At 64.0% G+C, this 23,822-nt stretch carries 25 protein-coding genes; 15 read left to right on the top strand and 10 right to left on the bottom strand.

What is annotated here, in order from left to right:
• Positions 1 to 22 precede the first annotated feature (22 nt).
• The 4 genes from BBF93_RS15905 (at position 23) to BBF93_RS15890 (ending at position 3,751) form a co-directional block, all read left to right on the top strand.
• Positions 23 to 913: a stearoyl-CoA 9-desaturase gene (locus tag BBF93_RS15905; protein ID WP_035595019.1), complete on the top strand. Its 891-nt coding sequence runs from the start codon at positions 23 to 25 to the stop codon at positions 911 to 913.
• 160 nt (positions 914 to 1,073) lie between these two features.
• Complete coding sequence (locus tag BBF93_RS15900; RefSeq protein WP_035595016.1) at positions 1,074 to 1,832, top strand: vWA domain-containing protein; 759 nt, start codon at positions 1,074 to 1,076, stop codon at positions 1,830 to 1,832.
• Positions 1,833 to 2,016: 184 nt separating this feature from the next.
• Complete coding sequence (locus tag BBF93_RS15895; protein ID WP_035595013.1) at positions 2,017 to 2,484, top strand: MaoC family dehydratase; 468 nt, start codon at positions 2,017 to 2,019, stop codon at positions 2,482 to 2,484.
• A 226-nt stretch (positions 2,485 to 2,710) separates the two neighbouring features.
• Positions 2,711 to 3,751 (top strand): aspartate-semialdehyde dehydrogenase, encoded by a 1,041-nt coding sequence (locus BBF93_RS15890; RefSeq protein WP_114106561.1) that lies wholly within the window; start codon positions 2,711 to 2,713, stop codon positions 3,749 to 3,751.
• 72 nt (positions 3,752 to 3,823) lie between these two features.
• Here BBF93_RS15890 and BBF93_RS15885 read toward each other — a convergent pair whose 3' ends face one another.
• From BBF93_RS15885 to BBF93_RS15875, 3 genes are all read right to left on the bottom strand, one after another.
• Positions 3,824 to 4,999 carry an acetyl-CoA C-acetyltransferase gene (locus BBF93_RS15885; RefSeq protein ID WP_035595008.1) on the bottom strand — a complete coding sequence of 392 codons (1,176 nt, stop codon included), beginning with the start codon at positions 4,997 to 4,999 and terminating at the stop codon, positions 3,824 to 3,826.
• Between the two features lie 97 nt (positions 5,000 to 5,096).
• Positions 5,097 to 5,774 carry a nitroreductase gene (locus BBF93_RS15880; protein WP_035595005.1) on the bottom strand — a complete coding sequence of 226 codons (678 nt, stop codon included), beginning with the start codon at positions 5,772 to 5,774 and terminating at the stop codon, positions 5,097 to 5,099.
• A 130-nt stretch (positions 5,775 to 5,904) separates the two neighbouring features.
• On the bottom strand, positions 5,905 to 6,687 hold the full coding sequence (locus BBF93_RS15875) for an SDR family NAD(P)-dependent oxidoreductase (RefSeq protein ID WP_035595002.1): 783 nt from the start codon (positions 6,685 to 6,687) through the stop codon (positions 5,905 to 5,907).
• Between the two features lie 65 nt (positions 6,688 to 6,752).
• On the opposite strand from BBF93_RS15875, the gene BBF93_RS15870 reads away from it, so the two are divergent.
• From BBF93_RS15870 to BBF93_RS15840, 7 genes are all read left to right on the top strand, one after another.
• On the top strand, positions 6,753 to 7,154 hold the full coding sequence (locus BBF93_RS15870; protein ID WP_051612263.1) for a YkvA family protein: 402 nt from the start codon (positions 6,753 to 6,755) through the stop codon (positions 7,152 to 7,154).
• A gap of 5 nt (positions 7,155 to 7,159) precedes the next feature.
• Positions 7,160 to 7,813 carry a lysoplasmalogenase gene (locus tag BBF93_RS15865; protein ID WP_051612262.1) on the top strand — a complete coding sequence of 218 codons (654 nt, stop codon included), beginning with the start codon at positions 7,160 to 7,162 and terminating at the stop codon, positions 7,811 to 7,813.
• Between the two features lie 157 nt (positions 7,814 to 7,970).
• Positions 7,971 to 9,131 carry a phosphoserine transaminase gene (locus tag BBF93_RS15860; RefSeq protein WP_162786653.1) on the top strand — a complete coding sequence of 387 codons (1,161 nt, stop codon included), beginning with the start codon at positions 7,971 to 7,973 and terminating at the stop codon, positions 9,129 to 9,131.
• A 37-nt stretch (positions 9,132 to 9,168) separates the two neighbouring features.
• The gene (locus tag BBF93_RS15855) at positions 9,169 to 9,708 is read left to right on the top strand and encodes a GNAT family N-acetyltransferase (RefSeq protein ID WP_233349172.1); all 540 of its coding nucleotides are present in this window, start codon (positions 9,169 to 9,171) and stop codon (positions 9,706 to 9,708) included.
• Positions 9,701 to 11,296 carry a phosphoglycerate dehydrogenase gene (gene serA, locus BBF93_RS15850; protein ID WP_114106559.1) on the top strand — a complete coding sequence of 532 codons (1,596 nt, stop codon included), beginning with the start codon at positions 9,701 to 9,703 and terminating at the stop codon, positions 11,294 to 11,296. The genes BBF93_RS15855 and serA overlap by 8 nt, the downstream gene beginning before the upstream one ends.
• 63 nt (positions 11,297 to 11,359) lie before the next feature.
• A complete protein-coding gene (locus BBF93_RS15845; protein WP_233349171.1) occupies positions 11,360 to 11,974 on the top strand; it encodes an acyloxyacyl hydrolase in 615 nt (204 codons plus the stop codon).
• Positions 11,975 to 12,061: 87 nt separating this feature from the next.
• Positions 12,062 to 13,354, top strand: coding sequence for an adenylosuccinate synthase (locus BBF93_RS15840; RefSeq protein WP_114106558.1), 1,293 nt, complete (start codon positions 12,062 to 12,064; stop codon positions 13,352 to 13,354).
• A gap of 137 nt (positions 13,355 to 13,491) precedes the next feature.
• On the opposite strand, the gene BBF93_RS15835 is transcribed toward BBF93_RS15840, so the two are convergent.
• The 5 genes from BBF93_RS15835 to ccrA form a co-directional block, all read right to left on the bottom strand.
• Positions 13,492 to 13,893, bottom strand: a complete 402-nt coding sequence (locus BBF93_RS15835) for a DUF1398 domain-containing protein (RefSeq protein WP_114106557.1) — start codon at positions 13,891 to 13,893, stop codon at positions 13,492 to 13,494.
• Positions 13,894 to 13,927: 34 nt separating this feature from the next.
• Entirely contained in the window at positions 13,928 to 14,389 is a 462-nt protein-coding gene (locus BBF93_RS15830) for a MarR family winged helix-turn-helix transcriptional regulator (RefSeq protein WP_199288419.1), read from the bottom strand.
• 284 nt (positions 14,390 to 14,673) lie between these two features.
• The gene (locus tag BBF93_RS15825) at positions 14,674 to 15,195 is read right to left on the bottom strand and encodes an AAA family ATPase (protein WP_114106556.1); all 522 of its coding nucleotides are present in this window, start codon (positions 15,193 to 15,195) and stop codon (positions 14,674 to 14,676) included.
• Positions 15,196 to 15,207: 12 nt separating this feature from the next.
• A complete protein-coding gene (locus tag BBF93_RS15820) occupies positions 15,208 to 15,564 on the bottom strand; it encodes a nuclear transport factor 2 family protein (protein ID WP_233349170.1) in 357 nt (118 codons plus the stop codon).
• Between the two features lie 5 nt (positions 15,565 to 15,569).
• Positions 15,570 to 16,841 (bottom strand): crotonyl-CoA carboxylase/reductase, encoded by a 1,272-nt coding sequence (ccrA, locus tag BBF93_RS15815; protein WP_035594982.1) that lies wholly within the window; start codon positions 16,839 to 16,841, stop codon positions 15,570 to 15,572.
• A 159-nt stretch (positions 16,842 to 17,000) separates the two neighbouring features.
• Between ccrA and BBF93_RS15810 the strand changes: the two genes are divergently transcribed.
• Entirely contained in the window at positions 17,001 to 17,891 is an 891-nt protein-coding gene (locus BBF93_RS15810) for an aminotransferase class IV (RefSeq protein ID WP_114106554.1), read from the top strand.
• A gap of 39 nt (positions 17,892 to 17,930) precedes the next feature.
• Complete coding sequence (locus BBF93_RS15805) at positions 17,931 to 18,254, top strand: carboxymuconolactone decarboxylase family protein (RefSeq protein WP_114106553.1); 324 nt, start codon at positions 17,931 to 17,933, stop codon at positions 18,252 to 18,254.
• Positions 18,255 to 18,257: 3 nt separating this feature from the next.
• Here BBF93_RS15805 and BBF93_RS15800 read toward each other — a convergent pair whose 3' ends face one another.
• Positions 18,258 to 18,791 (bottom strand): hypothetical protein, encoded by a 534-nt coding sequence (locus BBF93_RS15800; protein WP_114106552.1) that lies wholly within the window; start codon positions 18,789 to 18,791, stop codon positions 18,258 to 18,260.
• Between the two features lie 142 nt (positions 18,792 to 18,933).
• On the opposite strand from BBF93_RS15800, the gene BBF93_RS15795 reads away from it, so the two are divergent.
• A complete protein-coding gene (locus BBF93_RS15795; protein WP_114106551.1) occupies positions 18,934 to 20,928 on the top strand; it encodes a protein meaA in 1,995 nt (664 codons plus the stop codon).
• A gap of 81 nt (positions 20,929 to 21,009) precedes the next feature.
• Positions 21,010 to 22,398: a 30S ribosomal protein S6--L-glutamate ligase gene (gene rimK, locus BBF93_RS15790; RefSeq protein ID WP_035594969.1), complete on the top strand. Its 1,389-nt coding sequence runs from the start codon at positions 21,010 to 21,012 to the stop codon at positions 22,396 to 22,398.
• 10 nt (positions 22,399 to 22,408) lie between these two features.
• Here rimK and BBF93_RS15785 read toward each other — a convergent pair whose 3' ends face one another.
• The gene (locus BBF93_RS15785) at positions 22,409 to 23,626 is read right to left on the bottom strand and encodes a multidrug effflux MFS transporter (protein ID WP_233349169.1); all 1,218 of its coding nucleotides are present in this window, start codon (positions 23,624 to 23,626) and stop codon (positions 22,409 to 22,411) included.
• Positions 23,627 to 23,822: the final 196 nt, after the last annotated feature.

Below are 23,822 nucleotides of genomic sequence, written 5' to 3'. Positions count from 1 at the left end.
GCCTGAAGAGGACTGAACTGAAATGACCCCGCGTTCCGCCGCGATCCCAAAAAACTGGAAAACCTTCGATATCCCGAGCTTCTTCTCGGCCTTTGGCTACCCCGTCCTGGGGGTGGCTCTGTTCACCACCATGGTTCTGCTGGGCATCTTTGTCAGCGAGCTGACCTTCCATTGGTGGTATCTGCCGGTGGCCGGCGCCGTGATCGCCTTTTCGGTATTCTGGTGCAATCTCGGCATCGGGCCGATGCACCGCATCCTGCAGCACCGCGCCGGGGAAATGAAATGGCCCGCCCAGGTGCTGACCATGCTCAACATCATCATCGCCATGCAGGGCAATCTGCGCGACTGGGTGAACTACCACTCCCAGCACCACCGCTTTGCCGATGGCCCGGGCGACCCGCACAACCCCTTCGAGTCCAAACGATGGGCCTGGGTTGGCTGGATCCTCTTCCGCGACCGGAAAGACACCGCCCGCCCGATGGCGGCCTGGCTGAAACAGCATCCCGTCATCGTGTGGATGGACCGGTTCTATAACGAGATCAGCATTGTCATCCACTTCGTCATTCCCGCCGTGATCTATCTGATCGTCTGGGCCGCAGGGGGCTCCCTGGTGCTCACCGCGCTGCTGCATGCCAGTGTCGTGATCGGCCGCGCGATCCAGTTCCACGCCACCGTCTATGGCATCAACGTACTCGGCCATCTCAAGACGCCGGTATGGGCAGACCATATGATGGCGCTGCTGACCGGCGGGGAAGCGTTCCACGATCACCACCATGACGAGCCGCAAAGCGCGCTGCATCGTCCGCGCAAGGGCATCTGGAACCGGATCGTCGACTATAATGGCACGGTCCTCCTCTTCCTTGAGAAAATCGGCTGGGTGAAGGATCTGAAGATCGCGCCGCGATTTGCGTGATCCGTTCCCGGAACGCCTCAGTCTGAACGCCTGTTCAGTTTCACAAGGGCCGCCCCTCAAAAGGTGGCCCTTTTCCTTTTCTATTCCTGAATCGTGACACAGACGTGCCGCATTCGGGGCGCAGCTTTCTCCCCACACGCAACTGGGAAGGGACGCCCGCATGAAACTCATTCATTCCATCCTCGCCATCGCCGCCGGCGCAGCTCTGGCCGCCACCGCTTCTGCCAAGGTCGTGCCTCTCAAGCCGTCCAAGCCGGAGACGGTCCAATCCTATGTCCTGCTGGACCGTACAGGGTCGATGTCCAACATCTGGGACGAAGCGCTCTCATCGGTAAATGCCTATGCCGAGAGCTTCGCGGCAGATGCTCCGGGGGCAGAGATTGCCGGGGCGGATATCAAGACGGCCGTGACCGTCGCCGTCTTCGACTATCAGGACGGCATGCAGTTCGATGTGCTGCGCGACAAGGTAGACCCCTCTGCCTGGAAGAGTGTCACCAATGACGAGGCCAGCCCGCGCGGCATGACCCCGCTGTTTGATGCCATCGGCAAGATCATCACCCGCGCCGAAGCGGATAATCCGGAAAAGGCGGTCATCGTCATCATGACTGACGGCCTGGAAAACTCCTCGCGGGAATTCACCCGCGAAGGCGCCAAGGCCGCGCTGGACCGGGCGCAGGCACGCGGCTGGGAGGTCGTGTTCCTCGGCGCCGAATTCGCCAGCTTCGGCGATGCGCAGTCAGTCGGCATGTCCTCGTCCAAGACGATGGCGGTTGGCCAGGGCCGCATGAACGAGTCGATGGACGCCCTCGCCCAGAAGGCGCGCGCCTATGGCAAGGGCGCTGCCCCGGCGGTGGAGTTCAGCGCCGAAGACCGCGCCGCTGCCGATGAAGAAGGCGTGAAACAGCGCACCGGAAACTAGGGACCAGCTTCTGCGGGTTTCGTCCGGCTTCCCCCGGCATTGCAAATTGGCAGAGAGGCGGCCCGCTCCATCCCCTTGGAGCGGGCTTGGCCGTGCCCGGTCCGCCCGGTTCCCCGGCGTCACACTTGCCAGGGGCCCATCCGCCCGCTTCAGGAAAGAGGTGGTTCAATTGCAGGGCAGGGCGATGAAGTATTACGAAGATCTGGTTGTCGGCACGGTGACGCGCGGCGTGCGCACCTACACGGTCACCCGCGAAGAGGTGATCGAGTTTGCCGGCAAATATGATCCCCAGCCTTTCCATCTTGATGACGAGGCTGCCGCCAACACCCATTTCGGGCGTCTGTCGGCGTCGGGCTGGCATACCGGCGCCATGGTCATGCGGATCATGGTCGAAACCGGCCGCACCGGTGAGCCGACCGCCTCGCTCGGCTCGCCCGGCATTGACGAGCTGCGCTGGGTGAAGCCCGTCTATCCCGGCGACGAACTCAGCGTGGAGATGGAACTCATCTCCAAGCGCCGCATGAAAAGCCGGCCGGATATGGGCCTCTCCAAGGCGCGCCAGACCGTCTACAATCAGAAGGGCGAAGTGGTGATGACAATGGTGTCCAATGGGCTCATCAAGGTGCGCCATCCGGAAATCGAGACGGAGTAGCGGGCCGCCCGCTTTACAAGCTCTGCGGCACGCTATATCCGTCCGCCCGCAATGCTGAACAAGACCGCCATTATTATTACCCCAAAGACGATCCGCCTCGGCGGGACGTTGCGGGTGTGTGCGATCTGACAGCAGCCACCTTGAACAACGTCCCCGCAAAGGCGCGGGACGGCCATCTCAAGGAAACCGGCTCTCCCGCTCCAAAGTCCCTTACTGGAGAAGAGCCATGCAGAAATTCTCACGATCCAATCCTCCCCGCGTCGGCGTCGTCGGCGCCACCGGCCTTGTCGGCAGCCTGATGCGCGAGCTTCTGGCCGAGCGGGATTTCCCGCTCGCCTCGCTGCGCCTGTTTGCGTCCGCCCGCTCGGCCGGAAAGCCGGTTGCCTTCCGGGGCAGCGAGGTGATCGTGGAAGATGTGGCAACGGCCGATCTCTCCGGGCTCGACATCGTCTTCTTCTCCGCAGGCGGAGAAACCTCCCGCCAGTATGCCCCGCGCTTTGCCGCCGCCGGCGCCGTGGTGATCGACAATTCCTCCGCCTGGCGCAAAGATCCCGAAGTGCCCCTCGTGGTGGCCGAGGTGAACGCAGCCGCCCTTGCCAGCCTTCCCAAGGGCATCATCGCCAACCCCAACTGCACCACCATGGCGGCCATGCCGGTGCTCAAACCCCTGCATGATGCCTGGGGCCTGAAACGCCTCTTCGCCAGCACCTATCAGGCCGCCTCCGGGGCAGGGGTGGCCGGCATCGAGGAGCTTGCCGGGCAGGTCTCCGCTGCCGCGGCGGGCGATTTCGAGGCCCTCGCCCATGATGGCACGGCGGTGGCGTTTCCTGCGCCGAAGAAGTGGCTGGTGCCGCTCGCCTTCAATGTGGTGCCGCTGAACTATGTGCTCGGCGAAGACGGGTATACGGATGAAGAGGCCAAGCTGCGGGATGAAAGCCGCAAGATCCTCGGCATTCCGGATCTGCGGGTATCAGGCACCTGCGTGCGCGTGCCGGTGCTGACCGGCCACTGCCTCGCTATCCATGCCGAGTTCGAGCGCCCCGTCTCCGCCGCCGAGGCCAACGCCCTCCTGGCAAAGGCGCCGGGCGTGGAGCTTGACGAAGTGCCCAACCCGCTCGCCGTTGCGGGCCGCGACGCCGTCAGCGTCGGCCGCGTGCGCAAGGACAGCGCGCTGGAAAACGGTCTCGCCCTCTTTGTGGTCGGCGACAATCTCCGCAAGGGCGCCGCCCTCAACGCCATCCAGATTGCCGAGGCGATGCTGGGTTAGGCTATCCCCCAAAGAAAAACGCCGGACCTGAAAGGTCCGGCGTTTCTCCAGTCAGTGTAATCCGTATCCGGATCAGAGCGCTTCGATGATCGTGACGTTGGCGACGCCGCCGCCTTCACACATCGTCTGCAGGCCCCATTTCTTGCCGCGCGCGCGCAGGCCGTGCACCAGCGTTGCCATCAGCTTGGTGCCCGAAGCGCCCAGCGGGTGGCCAAGCGAGATAGCGCCGCCATTGACGTTCAGCTTCGACGGATCGCCCCCGGTATGCTGCAGCCAGGCAATCGGCACCGGCGCGAAGGCTTCGTTGACTTCATAAAGGTCGATATCGCCGATCTTCATGCCGGCCCGCTGCAGGGCGCGGTCGGTGGCGAAGAGGGGCTCTTCCAGCATGATCACGGGGTCGCCAGCGGTGACGGTAACATTGTGAATGCGGGCCAGCGGGGTGAGGTTATGCGTCTTCAGCGCCGCTTCCGACGCGATCATGACAGCCGACGAACCATCGCAGATCTGGCTGGCATTGGCCGCAGACATGACGCCGTCTTCCATCAGGATCTTGAGGCTCGCCATCGCTTCCATGCTGGCGTCGTAGCGGATGCCCTCATCCTTGTCGTGCATCACTTCGGCGCCCTCGCCATTGCGGCCCTTGATGACCACGAGTTCCTTGGCGAACGCCCCGGCCTTGGTGGCAGCCGCCGCGCGGCGATGGCTTTCCACCGAGAACGCGTCGAGCTGTTCCTTGGTGAAGCCGTATTTCTTGGCGATCATTTCAGCGCCGGTGAACTGGTTGAAGTGCTTGATGCCGAACTTCTCCTTCACCGATTGCGGCGTCGGGTCGGTCGGAATGTCGAACACCTTGCCGGCGCGGGCGTTGATGCCCATCGGGCAGCGCGACATGCTTTCCACGCCGGCCGCGATCACCAGATCCTGGGTGCCGGACATGATGGCCTGCGCCGCAAACTGGATCGACTGCTGCGAGGAGCCGCACTGGCGGTCAATGGTGACGGCCGGAACGGAGTTGGGAAGGTTGGAGGCGAGCACCGCCGTGCGGCCGATCTGGCCAGCCTGCTCACCGGCCTGCGAGACGCAGCCCATGATAACGTCTTCAATCGCTTTCGGGTCAACGCCGGTCTCGGCCACAATGGCGTTGAGAACCTGCGCGCCGAGGTCGCCGGGGTGCCATTCGGCAAGGGCGCCGTTCTTCCGGCCGCCGGCTGTGCGTTTCGCTGCTACGATATAGGCTGTCGCCATGGTGTTTTCCTCCTGACTGGATAGCGCGAGTTTAATGGCCATTCAGGCCCGCGCCAGCGCTCACGCCGGGGCAGGGGGCAGCCGGAAAACGCAGTTTTCAGTCATCAAAGCCGAGGAAAGTGGCCGCTTCATCCACCGATTTGCGCAGGGAGACGACCGCGTTGGCCGGAAAACTCTCATCCGGCCAGCCCATCGCCACGCAGGTCTGGATCACCTGATCGTCCGGAATGCCCGCTTCAGCCCGCACCACCGGGCTCTGCATGATGCCTTGGGAATTGATTACGCAGCCCAGCCCCCGGTTCCAGGCGGCATTGACGAGGCAGTTGACCACCCCGCCACAGTCAAAGGGCGGAATATCCCCGCCATGCAGCGCCTTGTCATAGGTCACGACGATGGAGACAGGCGCATCGAACTGGCGGAACCCCCGCAGCACCCAATCCATACGGGCGTCCTTGTCTTCCCGCGCAATGCCCATGGCAGTGAACAGCTGCTTGGCGATCTCCACCTGCCGGTCGCGGTGAACGCCCTGATAGGCCGGGCCCATCCGGAACTCGCGGCTATCGGGCACGCCGGCCACATTGCGCTCCACATTGCCCTTCCGGATACGGTCGAGCACGTCGCCAGTGACCACGTAGAAATTCCAGGGCTGGGAGTTCAGCGAGGTCGGCGCCCGCATCGCCAGTTCCAGGATTTCGCGGATCAGCGCCTTGGGCACAGGCTTCTTCTGGAAACCCCGGATGCTCCTCCGGCTGCGGACAACCTCTTCAAACTCCACGGCCTACTCCTCCTAGTATCTGTTTGACCCTGTTTTAGCGCGGATAAGGAGACTGGCATCCCCTGCCGCAAGGGCAAAGAAAAAGCCCGCGCCGGAAGCGCGGGCTTTTCCTGGTCAATCGGCGGATCGCTTAGCGCGGAGCCATCCGGATGGCGCCGTCGAGGCGGACATCTTCACCGTTGAAGTAGTTGTTGCGGACCATTTCGGTGGCCAGCGACGCATACTCTTCCGGGTTGCCGAGGCGCGGCGGGAACGGCACCTGGGCGCCGAGGGCCTGTTTCACCGGCTCCGGCGCAGCGGCCAGCAGCGGGGTGTTGAAGATACCCGGCAGGATGGTGTTGACGCGGATGTTTTCGCGCGACAGGTCGCGGGCGATCGGCAGGGTCATGCCGACAACGCCGCCTTTGGAAGCCGAATAAGCGGCCTGACCGATCTGGCCGTCTTCTGCTGCAACAGATGCAGTGTTGACGATGGCGCCGCGGTCGCCGCAGGGCAGCGGGTCCAGGCTCATCATGCCGGCCGCCGATTTGGCGATGCAGCGGAAGGTGCCGACAAGGTTGATCTGGATGATCAGGTTGAACTTATCGAGCGGGAAATGGTCGATATTGCCGGTATTCTTGTCGCGGCTGGCGGTCTTGATGGCGTTGCCGGTGCCGGCGCAGTTGATCAGGATACGCTCCTGGCCGATGGCGGCGCGGGCTTTGGCAAAGCCGGCATCGACGGAGGCTTCGTCGGTGACGTTGACATTGCAGAAGACGCCGCCAAGCTCTTTGGCCAGTGCTTCGCCTTTTTCAGCGTTGAGGTCGAACAGAGCGACCTTCACGCCGTAGCTGGCGAGTTTGCGGGCGGTTGCGGCGCCGAGGCCGGAAGCGCCACCGGTGATGACGGCGGAGATGTTAGAATTGAGTTCCATGGGCCACTGCCCTCCCTGTTTTCGAAAACTGCGGACTTCAATTATAATGCCCCTAGGAGAGCGCAATGTCTGACGCAGCGGAAATCATAAACACGGTCAAAGGGCAGGGAGACATCTACCTGCCCAAGACAATTCAGCGCAATGAGCGCCTGGCGCGCGGCCTGGTGCCCAAGCTGGCCCGGCTGGCGGGAAAGCTGCCTTTTGCCGACGATCTGGCGGCAGCCTATTATGCCGCCCGGGATCCGCTGACGCCGGTGAAGGCCAAGGCTGTTCTGTTCGGCGCGGCGGCCTATTTCGTCATGCCGGCCGATCTGGTGCCGGATGTGGTCGTCGGCCTCGGCTTTACCGATGACGCCACGGTCCTGGCCACCGCGCTCAGCGTTGTGGGCATGCACGTCAAGGAACGCCACCGGGCCCTGGCCCGCAAGCTCCTGGCTCTGCCCGAGCCGGTCAAGGACCCCGGCTGACAGCCATGACGGCGGGGGCGGGGATATTCATTACATCACTGGTTCTGGGCGCCGCCTATTGGGCGGTCTGGTGCTATCGGAACAAAGGCCGGGCCGGCCTGCTGGTGAAAACCGGCTCGGTGGCCTTGCTGGCAGTCTGGGCCTTCCTGATGGGCGGCCCGGTGCTGCTGGTCGCGGCGCTGGCGCTCAGCGCGGTGGGAGACGCCTTCCTGGCCGGCAAGGCGGAACGCTGGCTGCTGCCGGGCATGGCGGCCTTTTTCCTGGCCCATGCTGCCTATGTGCCCCTCTTCTGGCAGTTGGGGGAGGGCGGCTGGACCTGGCCGGTAAAGGCCGGGCAGGCGGCGCTGGTGGTCGGCGGGGTCCTCTTCGCGCGCTGGCTGTTGCCTTCGGTAGAGCCGAAGATGCGCGTGCCGGTACTCCTCTACACGGCCGTGATCCTGATGATGGGGGCCGCTGCCCTCGCGCTGCCGGGCGCCTACTGGCTCGCCACGCTGGGCGCGCTGATGTTCATCGCTTCAGATGTTATCCTGTCCTTTCTCCTCTTCCGCCACCCGAAGGACGGGCCGGCCAACATCCCCGCCTCGCTTGCCGTCTGGGGGCTTTATTTCGGCGGCCAGGTGCTGATTGCGCTGGGGGTGACGGGCAATCTCGCGGCCTGATGAAGCTGGCCCGCGCCAGAGGGTTAAGCAGTCCCTCTCCCATCCTTCACAAAAATGCCACTGGCAGCGCTCCCGGAAATATGCGACAGACGCGGCGGGCCAGGCGCCCCCAACGGCGCCCAGCCTATCTGTGAGGATAGGAGTAAAACAGATGACTGTGACCACCGCCAAGCCGGTTGTACGCCCCGCTTGCCCGCATTTTTCGTCGGGCCCCACCGCAAAATATCCCGGTTTCTCGCTGCAGAACCTCGTCACCGCCGCCCTCGGCCGGTCGCACCGTTCTGGCGACGCCAAGAAAAAGCTGAAAGCTGCGATCGACCGCACCAAGCTGATCCTCGGCATTCCGGATGACTACCGCGTCGCCATCGTTCCGGCCTCCGATACGGGCGCCGTCGAGATGTGCATGTGGTCCATGCTCGGCGCCAAGCCGGTGGACGTGTTCGCCTGGGAAGCCTTCGGGCAGGACTGGGTGACCGACGCCGTCAAGCAGCTGAAGCTTGCCAATTGCAACACCCATGTCGCCGAATTCGGTCAGTTGCCGGACTTTGCCAAGGCCCGCGACGACGCTGACATCATCTTCACCTGGAACGGCACCACGTCTGGTGTGCGCGTGAAGGATGTCGACTGGATCAAGCCGAACCCGGACCGTGTCGTGATCTGCGACGCCACCTCGGCCGCCTTCAGCCAGGACATCGCCTGGGAAAAGCTCGATGTGGTCACTTATAGCTGGCAGAAATGCCTTGGCGGGGAAGCGGCCCATGGCATGCTGATCCTCTCGCCCAACGCTGTGCGCCGCCTCGAAAGCTACACGCCGGACCGCGCCCTGCCGAAACTCTTCCGCATGACCAAAGGCGGCAAGATAGACGAGGAACTCTTCCAGGGCGCCACGATCAACACCCCCTCCATGCTCTGCGTCGAAGACTATCTTCAGGCGCTGGACTGGGTGGAGCGTCTTGGCGGCTGGAAGAAGCTGAAAGCCCGCTCGGACGAAAGCCTCGCCATCCTCACCGAATGGGAAAAGAAATCCGATTGGGTCGAGTTCCTCTGCAAGGATGCTTCGGTGCGCTCCAATACCGGCGTCACCTTCCGCATCAAGGACCCGCGCGTTGCGGGTCTGGATGAGGCCGGCCAGCGCGATTTCGTCAAGAAGATGATGAAACGTCTTGAGACGGAGAATGCCTGCTTTGATGCTGCCGGCTATGCCAAGGCCCCTCCGGGCCTCCGCATCTGGGTTGGCGGCTCGGTGGAGCCGTCGGACGTGAAGAAGCTTCTCCCCTGGCTCGACTGGGCCTTCCAGGAAGAAGCCTCGAAACTCTGATATCTTGCGTTCCGGGGCGGCTGTCAGGCGCCCCGGCATGACAGGACTGCAGCCGATGATCCGTCTTCGCCCCGCAACCCCTCACGACCTGTCGCTGATCCTGAAGTGGGATGAGCAGCCACATGTGCGGGACGTAAGCGGGGATGATGAGTGGAACGATTGGGATTGGGGAAACCAGCTTGGGCGCGATGTGCCCTGGCGTGAGTTTCTGATTGCCGAGTTCGATGACCGCCCCATCGGCTTTGTCCAGACCATCGACTGCCGCGAAGAGGAAAGCCACTATTGGGGCACAGATTGTCCCGAACATTCCCAGGCTATCGACATATGGATCGGGGAGGCAGACGAATTGGGGAAGGGCTACGGCACGCAGATGATGCGTCTTGCCTTCGAGCGCTGCTTTGCCAATCCACTCTGTCAGCACATCCTGATCGATCCGATGGCAGATAATTTTTCCGCCCACCGCTTCTACGAATCTCTGGGGTTCGAACTTCTCGGGCCGCGCCGTTTCGGCCCCGATAATTGTCTTGTTTACCAACTCACCCGCGCCCGCTGGCGCTCTGGAGCTCAAAATGCCTAAAGTCCTTATCGGAGATACGCTCTCCCCCGCCGCCGTCGAAATCTTCAAGGCGCGCGGCATCGAGACCGACATCAAGGTTGGTCTGTCCAAGGAAGATCTGATCAAGATCATTCCGGAATATGATGGCCTTGCCGTGCGTTCGGCCTGCAAGCCGGACGCCGATGTGATCGCAGCGGCCACACGGCTCAAAGTCATCGGCCGCGCCGGTATCGGTGTCGACAATATCGACATCAAGGCCGCCACCGCCAAGGGCGTCGTGGTGATGAACACGCCCTTCGGCAACGCCATCACCACCGCCGAACACGCCATCGCCATGATGTTCGCCGCCGCCCGCCAGATCCCGGCCGCCAACGCGGATACCCAGGCCGGCAAATGGCCGAAATCGGGCTATATGGGCGTTGAAGTCTCCTTCAAGACGCTCGGCCTGATTGGCGCGGGGAATATCGGCAGCCGCGTTGCGGAGCGCGCAATTGGCCTGAAAATGAAGGTCGTCGCCTATGATCCCTTCCTCACCGCAGAGCGCGCCATCGAACTCGGCGTGGAGAAGGTGGAACTGGACGAGCTGCTGAAGCGCGCCGATGTGATCACGCTGCACGTTCCGCTTACGGATCAGACCCGCAACATCCTGTCGCGCGAAAGCCTGCTGAAAACCAAGAAAGGCCTCATCCTCGTCAACTGTGCCCGCGGCGGCCTGGTGGACGAAGAAGCCGTGGCCGAGCTGCTGGAATCGGGCCATCTGGCCGGCGCTGCCTTTGACGTGTTCGCCGTCGAGCCGGCCAAGGAAAACATCCTCTTCGGCAAGAAGAATTTCGTCGCCACGCCCCATCTTGGGGCCTCCACCAATGAAGCGCAGGAAAACGTCGCCCTCCAGGTGGCCGAGCAGATGGCGGACTATATCCTCACCGGCGCCGTCACCAACGCCCTCAACATGCCTTCGGTGACCGCCGAGGAAGCCCCGCGCCTCAAGCCCTTCGCGGCGCTGGCGGAAAAACTCGGCAGCTTTGCCGGCCAGATCTCTGATTATGGCTATGAAGAAGTCGTCATCGAATATGAGGGCGAGGTTTCCGAGCTGAACCGCAAGCCGATCACGGCGGCGCTGCTGGCGGGCCTCCTGCGCGCCTCGCGCGGCGACGTGAACATGGTCTCCGCCCCGGCAATCCTGGCTGAGAGCGGCGTCAAGCTCACCGAAACCAAGACCGAGACTAGCCCTGTATATGACAGCCTGATCCGCATCAAGGTGAAGACCAAGGCCACCAAGAACTCGCCCGAAGGCGGCTGGCGCACGCTTGCCGGCGCGCTGATCGCCGGCAAGCCGCGCATTGTCGAGGTGAAAGGCATGGCGCTGGAGGGCGATTTCTCGCCCGTCACGCTTTACGTCAACAATATCGACAAGCCGGGCTTCATCGGCGCCCTCGGCCTCATGCTGGGCGAAGCGAAGGTCAACATCGCCACCTTCCACCTTGGCCGCCAGGAAGCAGGCGGGGAGGCGATTGCCCTCCTCGGCATCGATTCCACGCCCCCGGCTGAGATCATGGAAAAGCTGAACAGTCTGCCGCAAGTGCGGTATGCCAAAGTCCTCTCTTTCTGAGGGCAGGGCAGTGGCCGGGCGTGATTGTCCGGCCACACTTGACGCCGGCAGGGAATGGGCGCGATGGCTTATGGCGAAACTGTCATGAAAGGCATCCTGATGCGCCGCATTTCCCTGCTCACCGCCGCCCTGGCGGCCCTGCCAATGGTCGCCACTGCCCAGATCGTTGATGAGGTCCGCGCTGGCGTGACGGCGCACAATGTCTGCATCGCCAATTGCGACAATGCCAACAAGGAAGACGGCCCCAACATCAATGGCGAGATCGTCTTCAACTCGCCGGAGTTCCTGCGCCTGATCTGGAGCCCGCGCCCCTATGTCATGGGCAGCGTGAACACGGCCGGGGATACAAGCTTTGGCGGCGCTGGCCTCCACTGGAACTGGGATTTTGCGCAAGGCTGGTCGCTGGAGCCGGGTGTGGGCTATGTCGTCCATGATGGCGAGCTGACCTTCCCCTATCCGCAGGGCGATCCGCGCAACGATCCGATCTCGGAATCGACCGTCTTCTTCGGCTCGCGGGATCTTTTCCGCACGAGCCTCTCCCTCAACAAGGATCTGGCCGGCCCCTGGGGCGTGCAGCTGATGTATGAACATCTCAGCCACGGCCAGATCCTGGGTAGTGGCCGCAATCAGGGCCTTGATAATATTGGTGTCCGCGTCCGCTACGCCTTCGGCGAATAGGTATGCCGCAAGGGGTGGCAAAAGGCCCCTTGCAATTGCCTGCCGAATGCTGCCCTTGTCGCCGCGGCTGAACAACGGAGCAGGTTCATGGCAGGAGTAGTGGTCGTCGGGGCTCAATGGGGCGACGAAGGCAAAGGCAAGATCGTCGACTGGCTGTCGAGCCGCGCCGATGTCGTGGTCCGCTTTCAGGGCGGGCACAATGCCGGCCACACGCTCGTCATCGACGGCAAGACTTTCAAGCTGGCGCTGCTGCCCTCCGGCCTCGTGCGGGGCGGCAAGCTGTCGGTCATCGGCAATGGCGTGGTGGTCGATCCCTGGCACATGCTGACCGAAATCGACGGCATCCGCGCGCAAGGCATTGAAGTCTCTCCGGAAAGCCTGGTGCTGGCCGATAACGCCTCCCTCATCCTGCCCTGGCACAAGGACATCGACGCGGCCCGCGAAGGCGCCCTCGGCGCCGCCCAGATCGGCACCACCAAGCGCGGCATCGGCCCGGCCTATGAAGACCGGGTTGGCCGCCGCGCCATCCGCGTGGCAGACCTCGCAGACCCCGCTGCGCTCGACATGAAGATCGAGCGCCTGCTGGCCCACCACCGCCCGCTGCGCGCAGGGCTCGACCTGCCTGAGCCCGATGGCGCCGCCCTCAAAGCCGCGCTTCTGGAGATTGCCCCGCAGGTGCTCGCCTATGCCCAGCCTGTCTGGAAACTGCTGGACGAGAAAGTCCGCCGCGGCAGCCGCATCCTGTTTGAGGGCGCCCAGGGCGTGATGCTGGACGTTGACCATGGCACCTACCCCTTCGTGACCTCTTCCAATGTCGTGGCAGGCAATGCCTCGGCCGGTTCGGGCGTCGGGCCGGGGGCGGTTTCCTATGTGCTGGGCCTCGCCAAGGCCTACACCACGCGCGTCGGCGCCGGCCCGTTCCCCACCGAACAGGACAATGACATCGGCAAGCGCCTCGGCACGATTGGCCATGAATTCGGCACCAATACCGGCCGCGCGCGCCGCTGCGGCTGGTTCGACTCGGTGATGGTGCGCCAGGCCTGCGCCACTTCGGGCGTCAACGGCCTTGCCCTGACGAAGCTGGATGTCCTTGACGGATTTGAGGAAATCAAGGTTTGCGTGGCCTATAAGCTGAACGGCAGGACGATCGACTACTACCCCGCCGGCCTCACCGATCAGGCCGCTGTGGAGCCGGTCTACGAGACCCTCAAAGGCTGGAGCGGCTCGACCCGCGGCGCCCGCAGCTGGACCGATCTGCCCCCCGAGGCGGTGGTCTATGTGCGCCGCCTGGAAGAACTCGTCGGCAAGCCCTGCGCGCTCGTCTCCACCTCTCCGGAACGCGAAGACGTGATCCTGATGCGCGACCCGTTCGAGGCGTAAGATCGGGGGATAAGGCGCCGCCTGTCCCGTAGACAAGCGGCCCAGAAAACGCCAACGCCGCTCCAACGGTGAGCCCGGAAACTCCAGGAAAACTTCAACGCCGTTGGAGTTTTCTTGTTTCCGGAAAGGATGCCCGCCTATTGCGGAAAGTGCTCGACGTGCACCTCGCCCGTGCGCCCGAAATAGACCACCCGCCGCCCCGGGAAGGAGACGAGGTAACCCGCGCAGCCTGCGGCGGTGACCTGCCGGTTGAAGGCGGCGTAGGTGTAATCGGCCGCGCCAGACTGCGCCCAGGCGATGGCGGCAGAGATGCCGGCAGCCTCGAAGGCTTCCGCCACCGGGCCCTCCTCGCCGGGGCAGGGCAGGGAAAGCGTTTCGCCCCCGGGCAGGTAGTGCGTGCGGGTCCCGGCGCGGTAATCGACAAGATAGGCTTCAAAGCCTGCCTCCATCAGCATACCGACGGCCTGGGGAAAGCTCAGCGTATCGTCATGCGCTCCGGCCAGACATATTTGGGCAATCGCAATCTTCTGCGCGTTCATGGCGCGTGTCCTTTCTCTGTCGCGGGGGCTGGGGTCAGTTGGCGGGAATTTCCTTAATGCCCCGGCTGGCAACGATCCGCTTCAGCAGGCGCTCAAGCTGCGCGCGCTCTGAAGGCTTGAGGCTGGCGAAGAAGGCCCCGTCATTGGCATCAGCCAGCGCGGCAAGCCGGGGCACCAGCTTGCGCGCCCGCGGGGTGAGCGAGAGAAGCTGGGCGCGGCCATCTTCAGGGTCTGCCCTTCGCGCGGCGAGGCCCTTGTCGATCAGCCGGTCGGCCAGCTTCGTGATGGCGCCCCTTGTCATGCCGAGGGCTTCTGCCACGCGGCTCGGCGGGGCGGGCTCTGCTCCATAGAGCGTGCGCAGGAAAACCCATTCGGCCACCGTCACGCCTTCCCCCTCCAGCGCGCGGGCAAAGCTCTGCGAGACAGCGTTTGACACCATGCGCAGCCAGAAGCCGAGATGAGCATCCAGCGCGGGAACAGGGGCGGTTTCTGACATGACATCCTCTTGGTTGACTAGGAAGCTAAATCCTAGAAGTTTCCTAGTCAACCAAAATGGGCGAAGCGGCAGGCGGTGGGGGGGGTAGAGGGGAGGGGCGGGCAGAAGAAGGGATGGAAAAGGGGTGGCGGGCGCAACCAGGGCTGGTGGGCCCTGTCAGGGCGCGGCAACGGCCTGCATGGCAAGCGCGCGGATAGGGGCCTCGGGGGGGCTCTTGGGAGGTGTGGAGACGTCTGTAGGCAGAAAGCCGCCAAGGCTGCCGCCCGGCCTCTCACCGCTTCAGATCAGAGGCGGGCGAGGATTTCGGCGGCGGCTTCGGCCGGTGAGGTCTGGTCGGTGTCGATGATGATATCGGCGGCCGGCATCGCGGCCATCGACACCACGAAGGCCTCTTTCATCTCGGCCAGGATGTCCGGCGAGCGCAGCTTGCCAAACTCCGCGCGGCTGGAATTGGCGATCCGCTGCATTTGCTCCTCCGGGCTAACGGTCAGGGCAATGAAGATCATCTCGCCGCCGGATTTTTCCACCAGGGTTTTCACCGCTTGCGGAAAGCCCGGATCGACCGTGGGTTCGGGCGCGAAGGTGAAGATCAGCGAGCGGTCTTCGGCCACCGCTGCACTGAACACATCCATCCAGAATTTCTCCCGCAGGCGGATGAAGCTTTCAGAGCCAAACGGGAAAACCGAGGCCACCGCATCGACCACGAGATGATTGTGGAAGAGGGGCAGGCCCGTCTGCCGTGCCAGATGCCTTGCCACGGTCAGCTTGCCGGCAGCAGCCTCGCCATAGATGAAGATCAGGCGCATGGCGGTCTCCGTTCAGCGATAGGCCGCAATCGAGCGGACAACCTTGCCCTCGGGGCCGAAGACAAAGGTTTCGGCCACCAGCTCTTCGCGATGGTTCGTGTAAAGAATGGTCAGCGCGTCCGAGCCGATGAGAATATCATCCAGCTCGAAAAAGAGTTGTGGGGCAAGGCCCAGCGCCTTCGTCCAATAGTCCCGCAGCGCGCTCTTGCCGAAAACGCTGCTGGCCTGGTTGCCCAGCACCTTTGCGATGCGGGGCGAATGGAACACGATATCCTCGCCATAATGGCTGAGGATACGCTCGATATCGCGGTCATTCCAGGCCGCCAGCCAGTCGCCGGCAAAGCCTTCGGCAAAGGGCCGGGAGAGCATTGCCTTCAGGCCTGGCCGCTGAGGGCGAGGACATCTTCCACCGTGCGCAGGCCGGGCTTGGGCGCGGTGACGAGCACGGCCATGTTGCCGGGCATATGCTTGTTATCGAGCATCTTTTCGTGCGCCAGCGGAATATCCGCCCAGGTGAACACTTCCGACATGCCGGGGTCGATACGCCGGTTGATCACAAGCTGGTTGGCCTCGGAGGCCTGTTTCAGGTTGGCAAAATGGCTACCCTGCACGCGCTTCTGCCGCATCCAGAGGAAGCGGGCATCCATGGTGAGGTTGAAGCCGGACGTACCCGCACAAATGACGACCATGCCGCCGCGTTTCACCACGAAGACAGAGACCGGGAAGGTGGCTTCGCCCGGATGTTCAAAGACGATGTCGACATCCTTCTTGCCGGTGATGTCCCAGATGGCTTTGCCGAACTTGCGGCTCTCTTTCATATAGTCGTTGAATTCCGGCCCGTTGACCTTCGGCAGCTGGCCCCAGCAGTTGAAGTCGTTCCGGTTGATCACGCCCTTGGCGCCGAGGCTCAGCACATAGTCGCGCTTGTCGTCGGAGGAGACCACGCCAATGGCATTGGCCCCGGTCACTGCGCAGAGCTGCACGGCGAAGCTGCCGAGGCCGCCCGAAGCGCCCCAGACGAGGACGTTATCGGCCGGCTTCACGATATGCGGCCGGTGGCCAAACAGCATCCGGTAGGCGGTGGCGAGCGTCAGGGTGTAGCAGGCGCTCTCTTCCCAGGTGAGGTGTTTGGGGCGGGGCATGCACTGGCGCGCCTGCACGCGGCAGAACTGGGCAAAGGCGCCGTCGGGCGTCTCATAGCCCCAGATACGCTGGCTGGGCGAGAACATCGGGTCGCCGCCATTGCACTCCTCATCGTCGCCATCATCCTGGTTGCAGTGGATGACGACCTCATCGCCCGGCTTCACGCGGGTCACGCGCTTGCCAACCGCCCAGACGATGCCGGCAGCGTCAGAGCCCGCCACATGGAAGGGTTGTTTGTGTACGTCGAAGGGCGAAATCGGTTCGCCGAGCGCGGCCCAGATGCCGTTATAATTGACGCCGGCAGCCATCACGAGGACGAGCACTTCATCAGAATCGATTTCCGGCACCGGCACCTGCTCGACCTGCATCGCGGTCATCGGGCGGCCATGGCGCTCCCGCCGGATCGCCCAGGCATGCATCAGTTTGGGCACATGAAACTCGGGCGGAATCTCGCCGAGTTCGTAAATGTCTTTTTTAACCCGGCCTGCCGTTTCTGTGGTCATGGACCTTCCTCCGTCTCTGGTGCATTGGGGGCGGGCTCGCTCTAAGCGGCGTCTTCACAGCCCCGTCTGGCGCGGGCACACTGGCAAGTGTTGTGAGGCTTCGCAAGATCAATGTTGCGCTGCACAATAGATGTTCTGTTCCCTTGAGGCATTTAAGTCATGACGATTTGTCCGCTGGTCCACCTGAATGGCACGCTGATGCCGCTGTCAGAGGCTCATATTTCGCCGCTGGACCGGGGGTTTCTGTTTGCCCATGCCGCCTATGAGGTTACCGCCGTCTATGGCGGGCGGTTCGTCGATCTGGAGGGGCATGTCGCCCGGCTGGAGCGGACGCTGGCGGGCATTGCCATTCCCGATCCGCATACGCCCGAGGGCTGGGCCAACCTTCACCGGGAGCTGATAGCCCATAATGATCTCGTCGAGGGGCTGGTCTATCTGCAGGTCACCGGCGGGGCCTATGACGCGCGGGACTTTGCCGGGCCGGAGCGGTTCGCGCCGACCGTCTTTGCCTATGCCGACACCAAAGCGCTGATCGGGGCGCAGGCGCGCGATGGCATCGGCGCGGTGTTCATCGAGGATGGCCGCTGGAAACGGCGCGACATGAAGACAACCCAGCTTCTCTCCCAGGCGCTCGCCTACCGGTCGGCCCGGGCGATGGGGGCTGACACCGCCCTGATGGTGGAAGACGGCTTTGTCACCGAAGCGGCCTCGGCAAATGCCTGGATCGTCACGAAAGACGGCGAGATCATCACTCGCGACCTTACCCCCTCGATCCTCTCCGGCATCACGCGCGCGGGCGTGATGCGGCTGCGCGAAGCAGGCGGATTTACCATCACCGAGCGCGCCTTCACACCGGAGGAGGCGGTTAACGCCGCCGAGATTTTCACAAGCTCGGCCGGGGCGATGGTGGCGCCGGTGGTGACGCTGGAAGGCGCCCCCGTCGGCGATGGCCGCCCCGGCCCGGTCACCCGCCGGGTGCAGCGGCTTTACTATGAAGCCATGGGCGCAGACGTGGCCGCAGCGGCGCCGTTTGTGTTCGATCGGGACTAACAGGCCGCCGGGGCGGCGGGCGACCAGAGAGGCGGTTCGATGACTGACATGACGAAAGTAAGCGATGCCTTTCAGGTTTTCATGAAGGAGGCGCCAGGCCATCAGCAGGCCTGGCTTGAGGCGGTGCAGAAGCTGGGGGCCGCCTCAGCGCTCGACGCCAAGACCGAAGAGCTTGTCTATATCGGCATCCTGGCGGCGGCGCGGCTCGAGAGCGGGCTGGCTTTTCATGTCGCCCATGCGCGCTCGCTGGGCGCGACGCGGGACGAGATCATCAGCGCGGTGCTGGCGGGCCTGCCGGCTGTCGGCAATTGCGTGATCCAGGCCCTGCCGGTGGCGCTGCGGGCCTATGACCAGGCAGATTGACTGTCAGCGCCGCTCCGGCGGGTCATCTGCGTCGATAATCTCGCCTTCGATGATGTCTCCCCCCGCCTCCGGGGCGGCGGGGCCGCGGGCGTCTGCGAAGGCGGCGGTGAGCTGGGTGCGCACATCGCCAAGCTCGCGCTGCGCGATCCGGGCGCTCATCTCGTTGGCGGCGAGCGCCACGGCGGCGGGCAGGGCGATCAGGCCCGCATCGATCAGTTCAAGCTGGCGGGCAAGCGAGGTATCCCGGAAGAGGGCGAGCAGGCCCACCGTGATTACAAAGATCGCGATCAGCAGGCCCAGCCGGAAGCCAAACCCCGTCAGCAGCGTGGCGCCGGAAATGGCCGTCTGCGCGCCGGCGGCGGCAGCAAGGCGGCGGCGTTCATAAAGGCTCACCGCCAGCATGGCGGCGGTGAGCAGGGCGAGCGCCAGCGGGCTGCGCTGAAAGATCGCCATCAGCGCGGCGCCGGCCGGAAAGGCCATGAGCGAGGCCAGGCGCAGGCCAAGGGCGGTCTGGAGGGGGCTGCGGGGCTGGGTCACGGGGTATCTGGCGGGCTCTTGCGGACTGGTGCAGGGTAGGTGGTCGTGCAGGCCGGAGCCTGCAAGTGCGGCAGAGGGGCCGCTTGCCACCGGCAGGCGGCTCGGCCATGTTGCGCCGCAACATAGGGGAGGCAAGAAGACCATGACAAAAGCCGCCGGAAATTACCAGCACACACCCGACGAACCCTGGATCTTCCGCACCTATGCGGGGCATTCGACCGCAAAGAAATCCAACGAGCTTTACCGCCTGAACCTCTCCAAGGGGCAGACCGGCCTCTCCATCGCCTTCGACCTGCCGACCCAGACGGCCTATGACGCCGACCATATCCTCAGCAAGGGCGAAGTCGGCAAGGTGGGCGTGCCGGTCAAGCATCTGGGCGACATGCGCGAGCTCTTTGCCGAGCTGCCGCTGGAGACGATGAACACCTCGATGACGATCAACGCCCCGGCCGCCTGGATGCTGGCCCTCTATGTGGCGCTGGCCGATGAGCGCGGCGACAGCCGCAAGAAACTGCGCGGCACCACCCAGAACGATATCGTCAAGGAATACCTCTCGCGCGGCACCTATGTATTCCCGCCCGAGCCCTCGCTGCGCCTGATCTCGGACATGGTGAGCTGGTGCTATACGGAAGTTCCGAAATGGAACCCCATGAATGTCTGCTCCTACCACCTGCAGGAAGCCGGCGCCACGCCGGAACAGGAGCTGGCCTACGCCCTGGCCACCGCCATCGCCGTGCTCGATACCGTGAAAGCGGGCGGACAAGTTCCAGAATCAGACTTTGAAACGGTCTTTGGCCGCATCTCCTTCTTCGTCAATGCGGGCGTGCGTTTCGTAACGGAACTCTGCAAGATGCGCGCCTTCGTCGATCTCTGGGAAGAGATCGGGCGCGAGCGGTATGGCGTCACCGATCCCAAGGCGCTCCTCTTCCGCTATGGCGTGCAGGTGAACTCGCTGGGGCTGACCGAGCCGCAGCCGGAAAACAATGTCTACCGTATCCTGATGGAAGCCCTCGCCGTGACACTGTCCAAGCGCGCCCGCTGCCGCGCGCTGCAGTTGCCCGCCTGGAATGAGGCGATGGGCCTGCCGCGCCCCTGGGACCAGCAATGGTCGCTCCGCCTGCAGCAGATCCTCGCCTATGAGACCGACCTTCTGGAATTTGAAGACATCTTCGACGGCAGCCATGTGATCACGGCGAAGACCGAAGAACTGAAGGAAAAGGCGCGCGCCACGCTGGCCAAGATCGACGAGATCGGCGGGGCAACCGCGGCCATCGGCTTCATGAAGGAAAGCCTGGTCGGCGCCCATATCGACCGTATACGGGCAATCGAATCGGGCGCCCTCACCGTGGTCGGCGTCAACCGGTTCACCGAGACAGAGCCAAGCCCCCTGGGCGGCGGCGACGGCGCCATCCAGACGGTTGATCCCGCCGAAGAAGCGATGCAGGTGCGCGACCTCAAAGCCTGGCGCGCCGCGCGCGACAACGCCGCCGCCGAAGCGGCCCTGGCCGAGCTGCGCGCCGCCGCCACCGAAAACCGCAACATCATGGAACCCTCCATCGCCTGCGCCAAGGCCGGCGTCACGACGGGGGAGTGGGGCACGGTGCTGCGCGATGTGTTCGGCGAGTTCCGCGCGCCCACCGGCGTCGCCCTCGTGGTGGCCAGCAGCGGCGAGGAAGATGTTGAAAAGGTGAAAGCCGACGTGGCTCGCGTGTCCCAAGCCTTGGGCCGTACACTGACCTATGTGCTCGGAAAGCCCGGCCTTGATGGCCATTCCAACGGCGCCGAGCAGATTGCCGCGCGCGGGCGCGAAGTGGGCATGGAGGTGATCTATGAAGGCATCCGCTTCACGCCTGCCGAAATCGCCGCTCAGGCGAAAGAGGCCAAGGCCCATGTCGTCGGCCTCTCCATCCTCTCGGGCAGCCATCTCGATCTCGTGCGCGAAACGGTGGCCGAGCTGCGCAAGCTGGAACTCGGCCATGTGCCCGTCGTCGTCGGCGGCATCATTCCGCCCGAAGATGGCCGCGCCCTGCGCCAGATGGGCGTGGCAGCGGTTTACACGCCAAAGGACTTCCGCATCACGGAAATCATGGGCGACGTCACCCGCCTTGTTGAAAAAGCGTGGCTTGTGAAAGGATAAGTCCAGGAGTCTGTAGGTGGGCTTGCCGCCGCGCGGAAAACCAGCCTAACGGGAGCGAAGTCAGATGACGGAGCTTCGTCCATGCCTTCTGCTGCCCCGTTCCAGCTTGGCTGGGAAGAATGGATCGCGTTGCGGGAGCTGGGCCTTCCCGCGATCAAGGCCAAGATAGACACTGGCGCCAAGACGTCTGCCCTGCATGCCAGCGTGATCGAGCCGTTCGGCCCCGCCCATGCCCCGCAGGTGCGCTTCCTGATCCAGCCAGACCCAGGCGACCCCGCGCTGGAGATCACCTGCTCGGCCCCCGTGGTCGACCGGCGCGAGGTGACCAGTTCCAATGGCGAGCGCGAGCTGCGTTATGTCATCGAAACCCATGCCGAGCTTGGCGGGCTCACCTGGCCGATCCAGCTGACGCTGTCGAACCGCGAGACGATGGCCTACCGCATGCTGCTGGGGCGCGGGGCGATCCAGCCAAGCTGGATCATTGATCCGAATGCGTCCTTTCTTCAGCCCCCGCTCGGCTATCAGATCTATCAGGGCCTGCCGCGCCGCAAGCCGGTCAAACGCCCCTTGCGGATTGCGCTGCTGACGCGCGAGCCGAAGAATTATTCCTCCCGCCGCCTGATCGAGGCGGCCGAAAAGCGCGGCCATGTGATCGAGGTGATCGATACGGCGCGCTGCTATATGCGCATCGGCGCGATTGATGCCGAGGTGCATTATGATGGCGAGGCGCTGCCCCGCTATGACGCCGTGATCCCGCGCATCGGCGCCACGATCACCGATTACGGCATGGCGGTGCTGCGCCAGTTTTCCAATACCGGCGCCTTCTGCCTCAACACGGCCGGCGCCATCGGCCGCTCGCGTGACAAGCTGCTGGCCCATCAGATGCTGGCGCGGGCGAAGATCGCCATGCCGATCACGGCGTTCGCCCACAGCCCGAAGGATACCGCCGGCCTCGTGGCGCTCGCGGGCGGGGCGCCGATCGTGCTGAAGCTGCTTTCTTCCACACAGGGGAAGGGCGTGCTGCTGGCCGAGACGCGCAAATCTGCCGAACGCCTTGTCGACGCCTTCCGGGGGCTCGACGCGAATTTCCTGGTGCAGGAATTCGTCGAGGAAGCCGGCGGGGCTGATGTGCGCGCCTTCGTGGTCGGCGGCAAGGTGGTGGGCGCCATGCGCCGCCAGGCGGAGAAGGGGGAGTTCCGCTCAAACCTCCACCGCGGCGGCACGGCCAGCGAAGCCCGTCTCAGCCCGCAGGAGCGGGATGTGGCGCGCGAGGCGGCCAAGGTGCTGCGGCTGGAAGTGGCGGGGGTGGACCTGCTGCAGACCAAGGACGGGCCAAAGGTGCTGGAGGTGAACTCTTCCCCCGGCCTCAAGGGCATCGAGAAGGCAACCGGCAAGGACATTGCCGCCCGCATCATCGAGCATCTGGAAACGGTCGTCCGCCCGCTCTCCCGCCACCGGGAGCCGCTCTAGGCGCCCGCGCTCAGTAGCGGCTGAACAGCCGGCCTTTTTCCGTCACCAGGATCACGAGCAGAGACGCCACGCCGAGGATCACGAAGCCGAAGGACAGCGGCACGGTCGTGCCGTCAAATTGCGCGCCGATGATCATGCCGATGATGCTGGAGATCATCGTGGTGGCAAAGCCATAGGCGGCAGACGCCGTGCCCGCGATCTTGCCGAGCGGTTCCATGGCCAGGGCCGAGAAGTTTGACCCCATCATGCCGAAACAGGCAAAGCCGATGGCAAACAGCGGGAAGAACACGGCCAGGTTTTCGCCCCAGGTGAGGGTCGCAATGGTCAGCAGCAGCGTCGAGATGATGAAGGTGAACAGGGCAATATGGCTGATGCGGCGCATGCCGACCTTCTCTACCAGGCGTGAGTTGGCAAAGTTCGACAGGGCCAGCGCCGCCGCGATCCCGGCAAACCAGTAGGCGAAGGTGTCGCCCTGATCGAACACTTCCCGGAACACCTGTTCGGAGGAGGCAATGAAGGCAAACAGCGAGCCGAAGACGAGCCCCGAGGCCAGCATGTAGCCAAAGCTCACCCGTGTGCGGATAACCTGCATATAGGCAGCCATCACGCTGCCGATCTCCAGGGACTGGCGCGCCGCCTTCGGCAGGCTTTCCGGCAGGCGAAACCATGTCCAGGCGAACATCAGCCCGCCCCAGACGGCCAGCACGATGAAGATGCCTTCCCACGGCGCCACATAGAGGATCATCTGGCCAATCGCCGGCGCGATGATCGGCACGATCATGAACACGGTCATCACCAGCGACATGAAACTCGCCATGGCCCGCCCGGCGAACAGGTCGCGCACCACCGCCGAGGCCACCGTGCGCGCGCCCGATGAAAACACCCCTTGCAGGAACCGCGCGGCCAGAAGCGCCCAGAAACTGTGAGCCACGACACAGAGGAACGCCATCAGCATATAGCCGGCAAGCGCCACGAACAGCGGCGCGCGCCGCCCGAACCGGTCGGTGATCGGGCCCCAGATCAGCTGCGGCGCGCCGAAACCCAGCACATAGGCGAAGATGATCAGCTGCTGCCGGTTCTGGTCGCCGCCTTCTTCCGTCAGGCCGGTGGCGCGCGCAATCTCCCCCAGGGCGGGCAGCATGATGTCGATGGCGATGGCATTGAGGGCCATCAGGCCCGCAACAATCGCCACAAACTCAACTTTGCGCATGCCTGTCGGTGGGGGCATGTGAAGGCCTTCGGCCTTGCCCGCTTCACTTCCGTCCATTGGTCCGGTCTTTCCAAAATCCGGCGCGTCTCAGACTTTCCAGCCAAGGCCGCCCGTCAACAACCCGGCCTTTTGGACCCATCTTTCCCGCTTGGCCAGAGTTGGGCGGCATAAATTCGTGCTGGCGGATAATTTCCTTGCGAAATCTACACTTCGG

Source organism: Hyphomonas sp. CACIAM 19H1 (genome assembly GCF_003325995.1).
GTDB lineage: Bacteria > Pseudomonadota > Alphaproteobacteria > Caulobacterales > Hyphomonadaceae > Hyphomonas > Hyphomonas polymorpha.
Note: the sequence above shows the minus strand (reverse complement) of the source record. Positions and strands in the feature narration are given on the sequence as shown.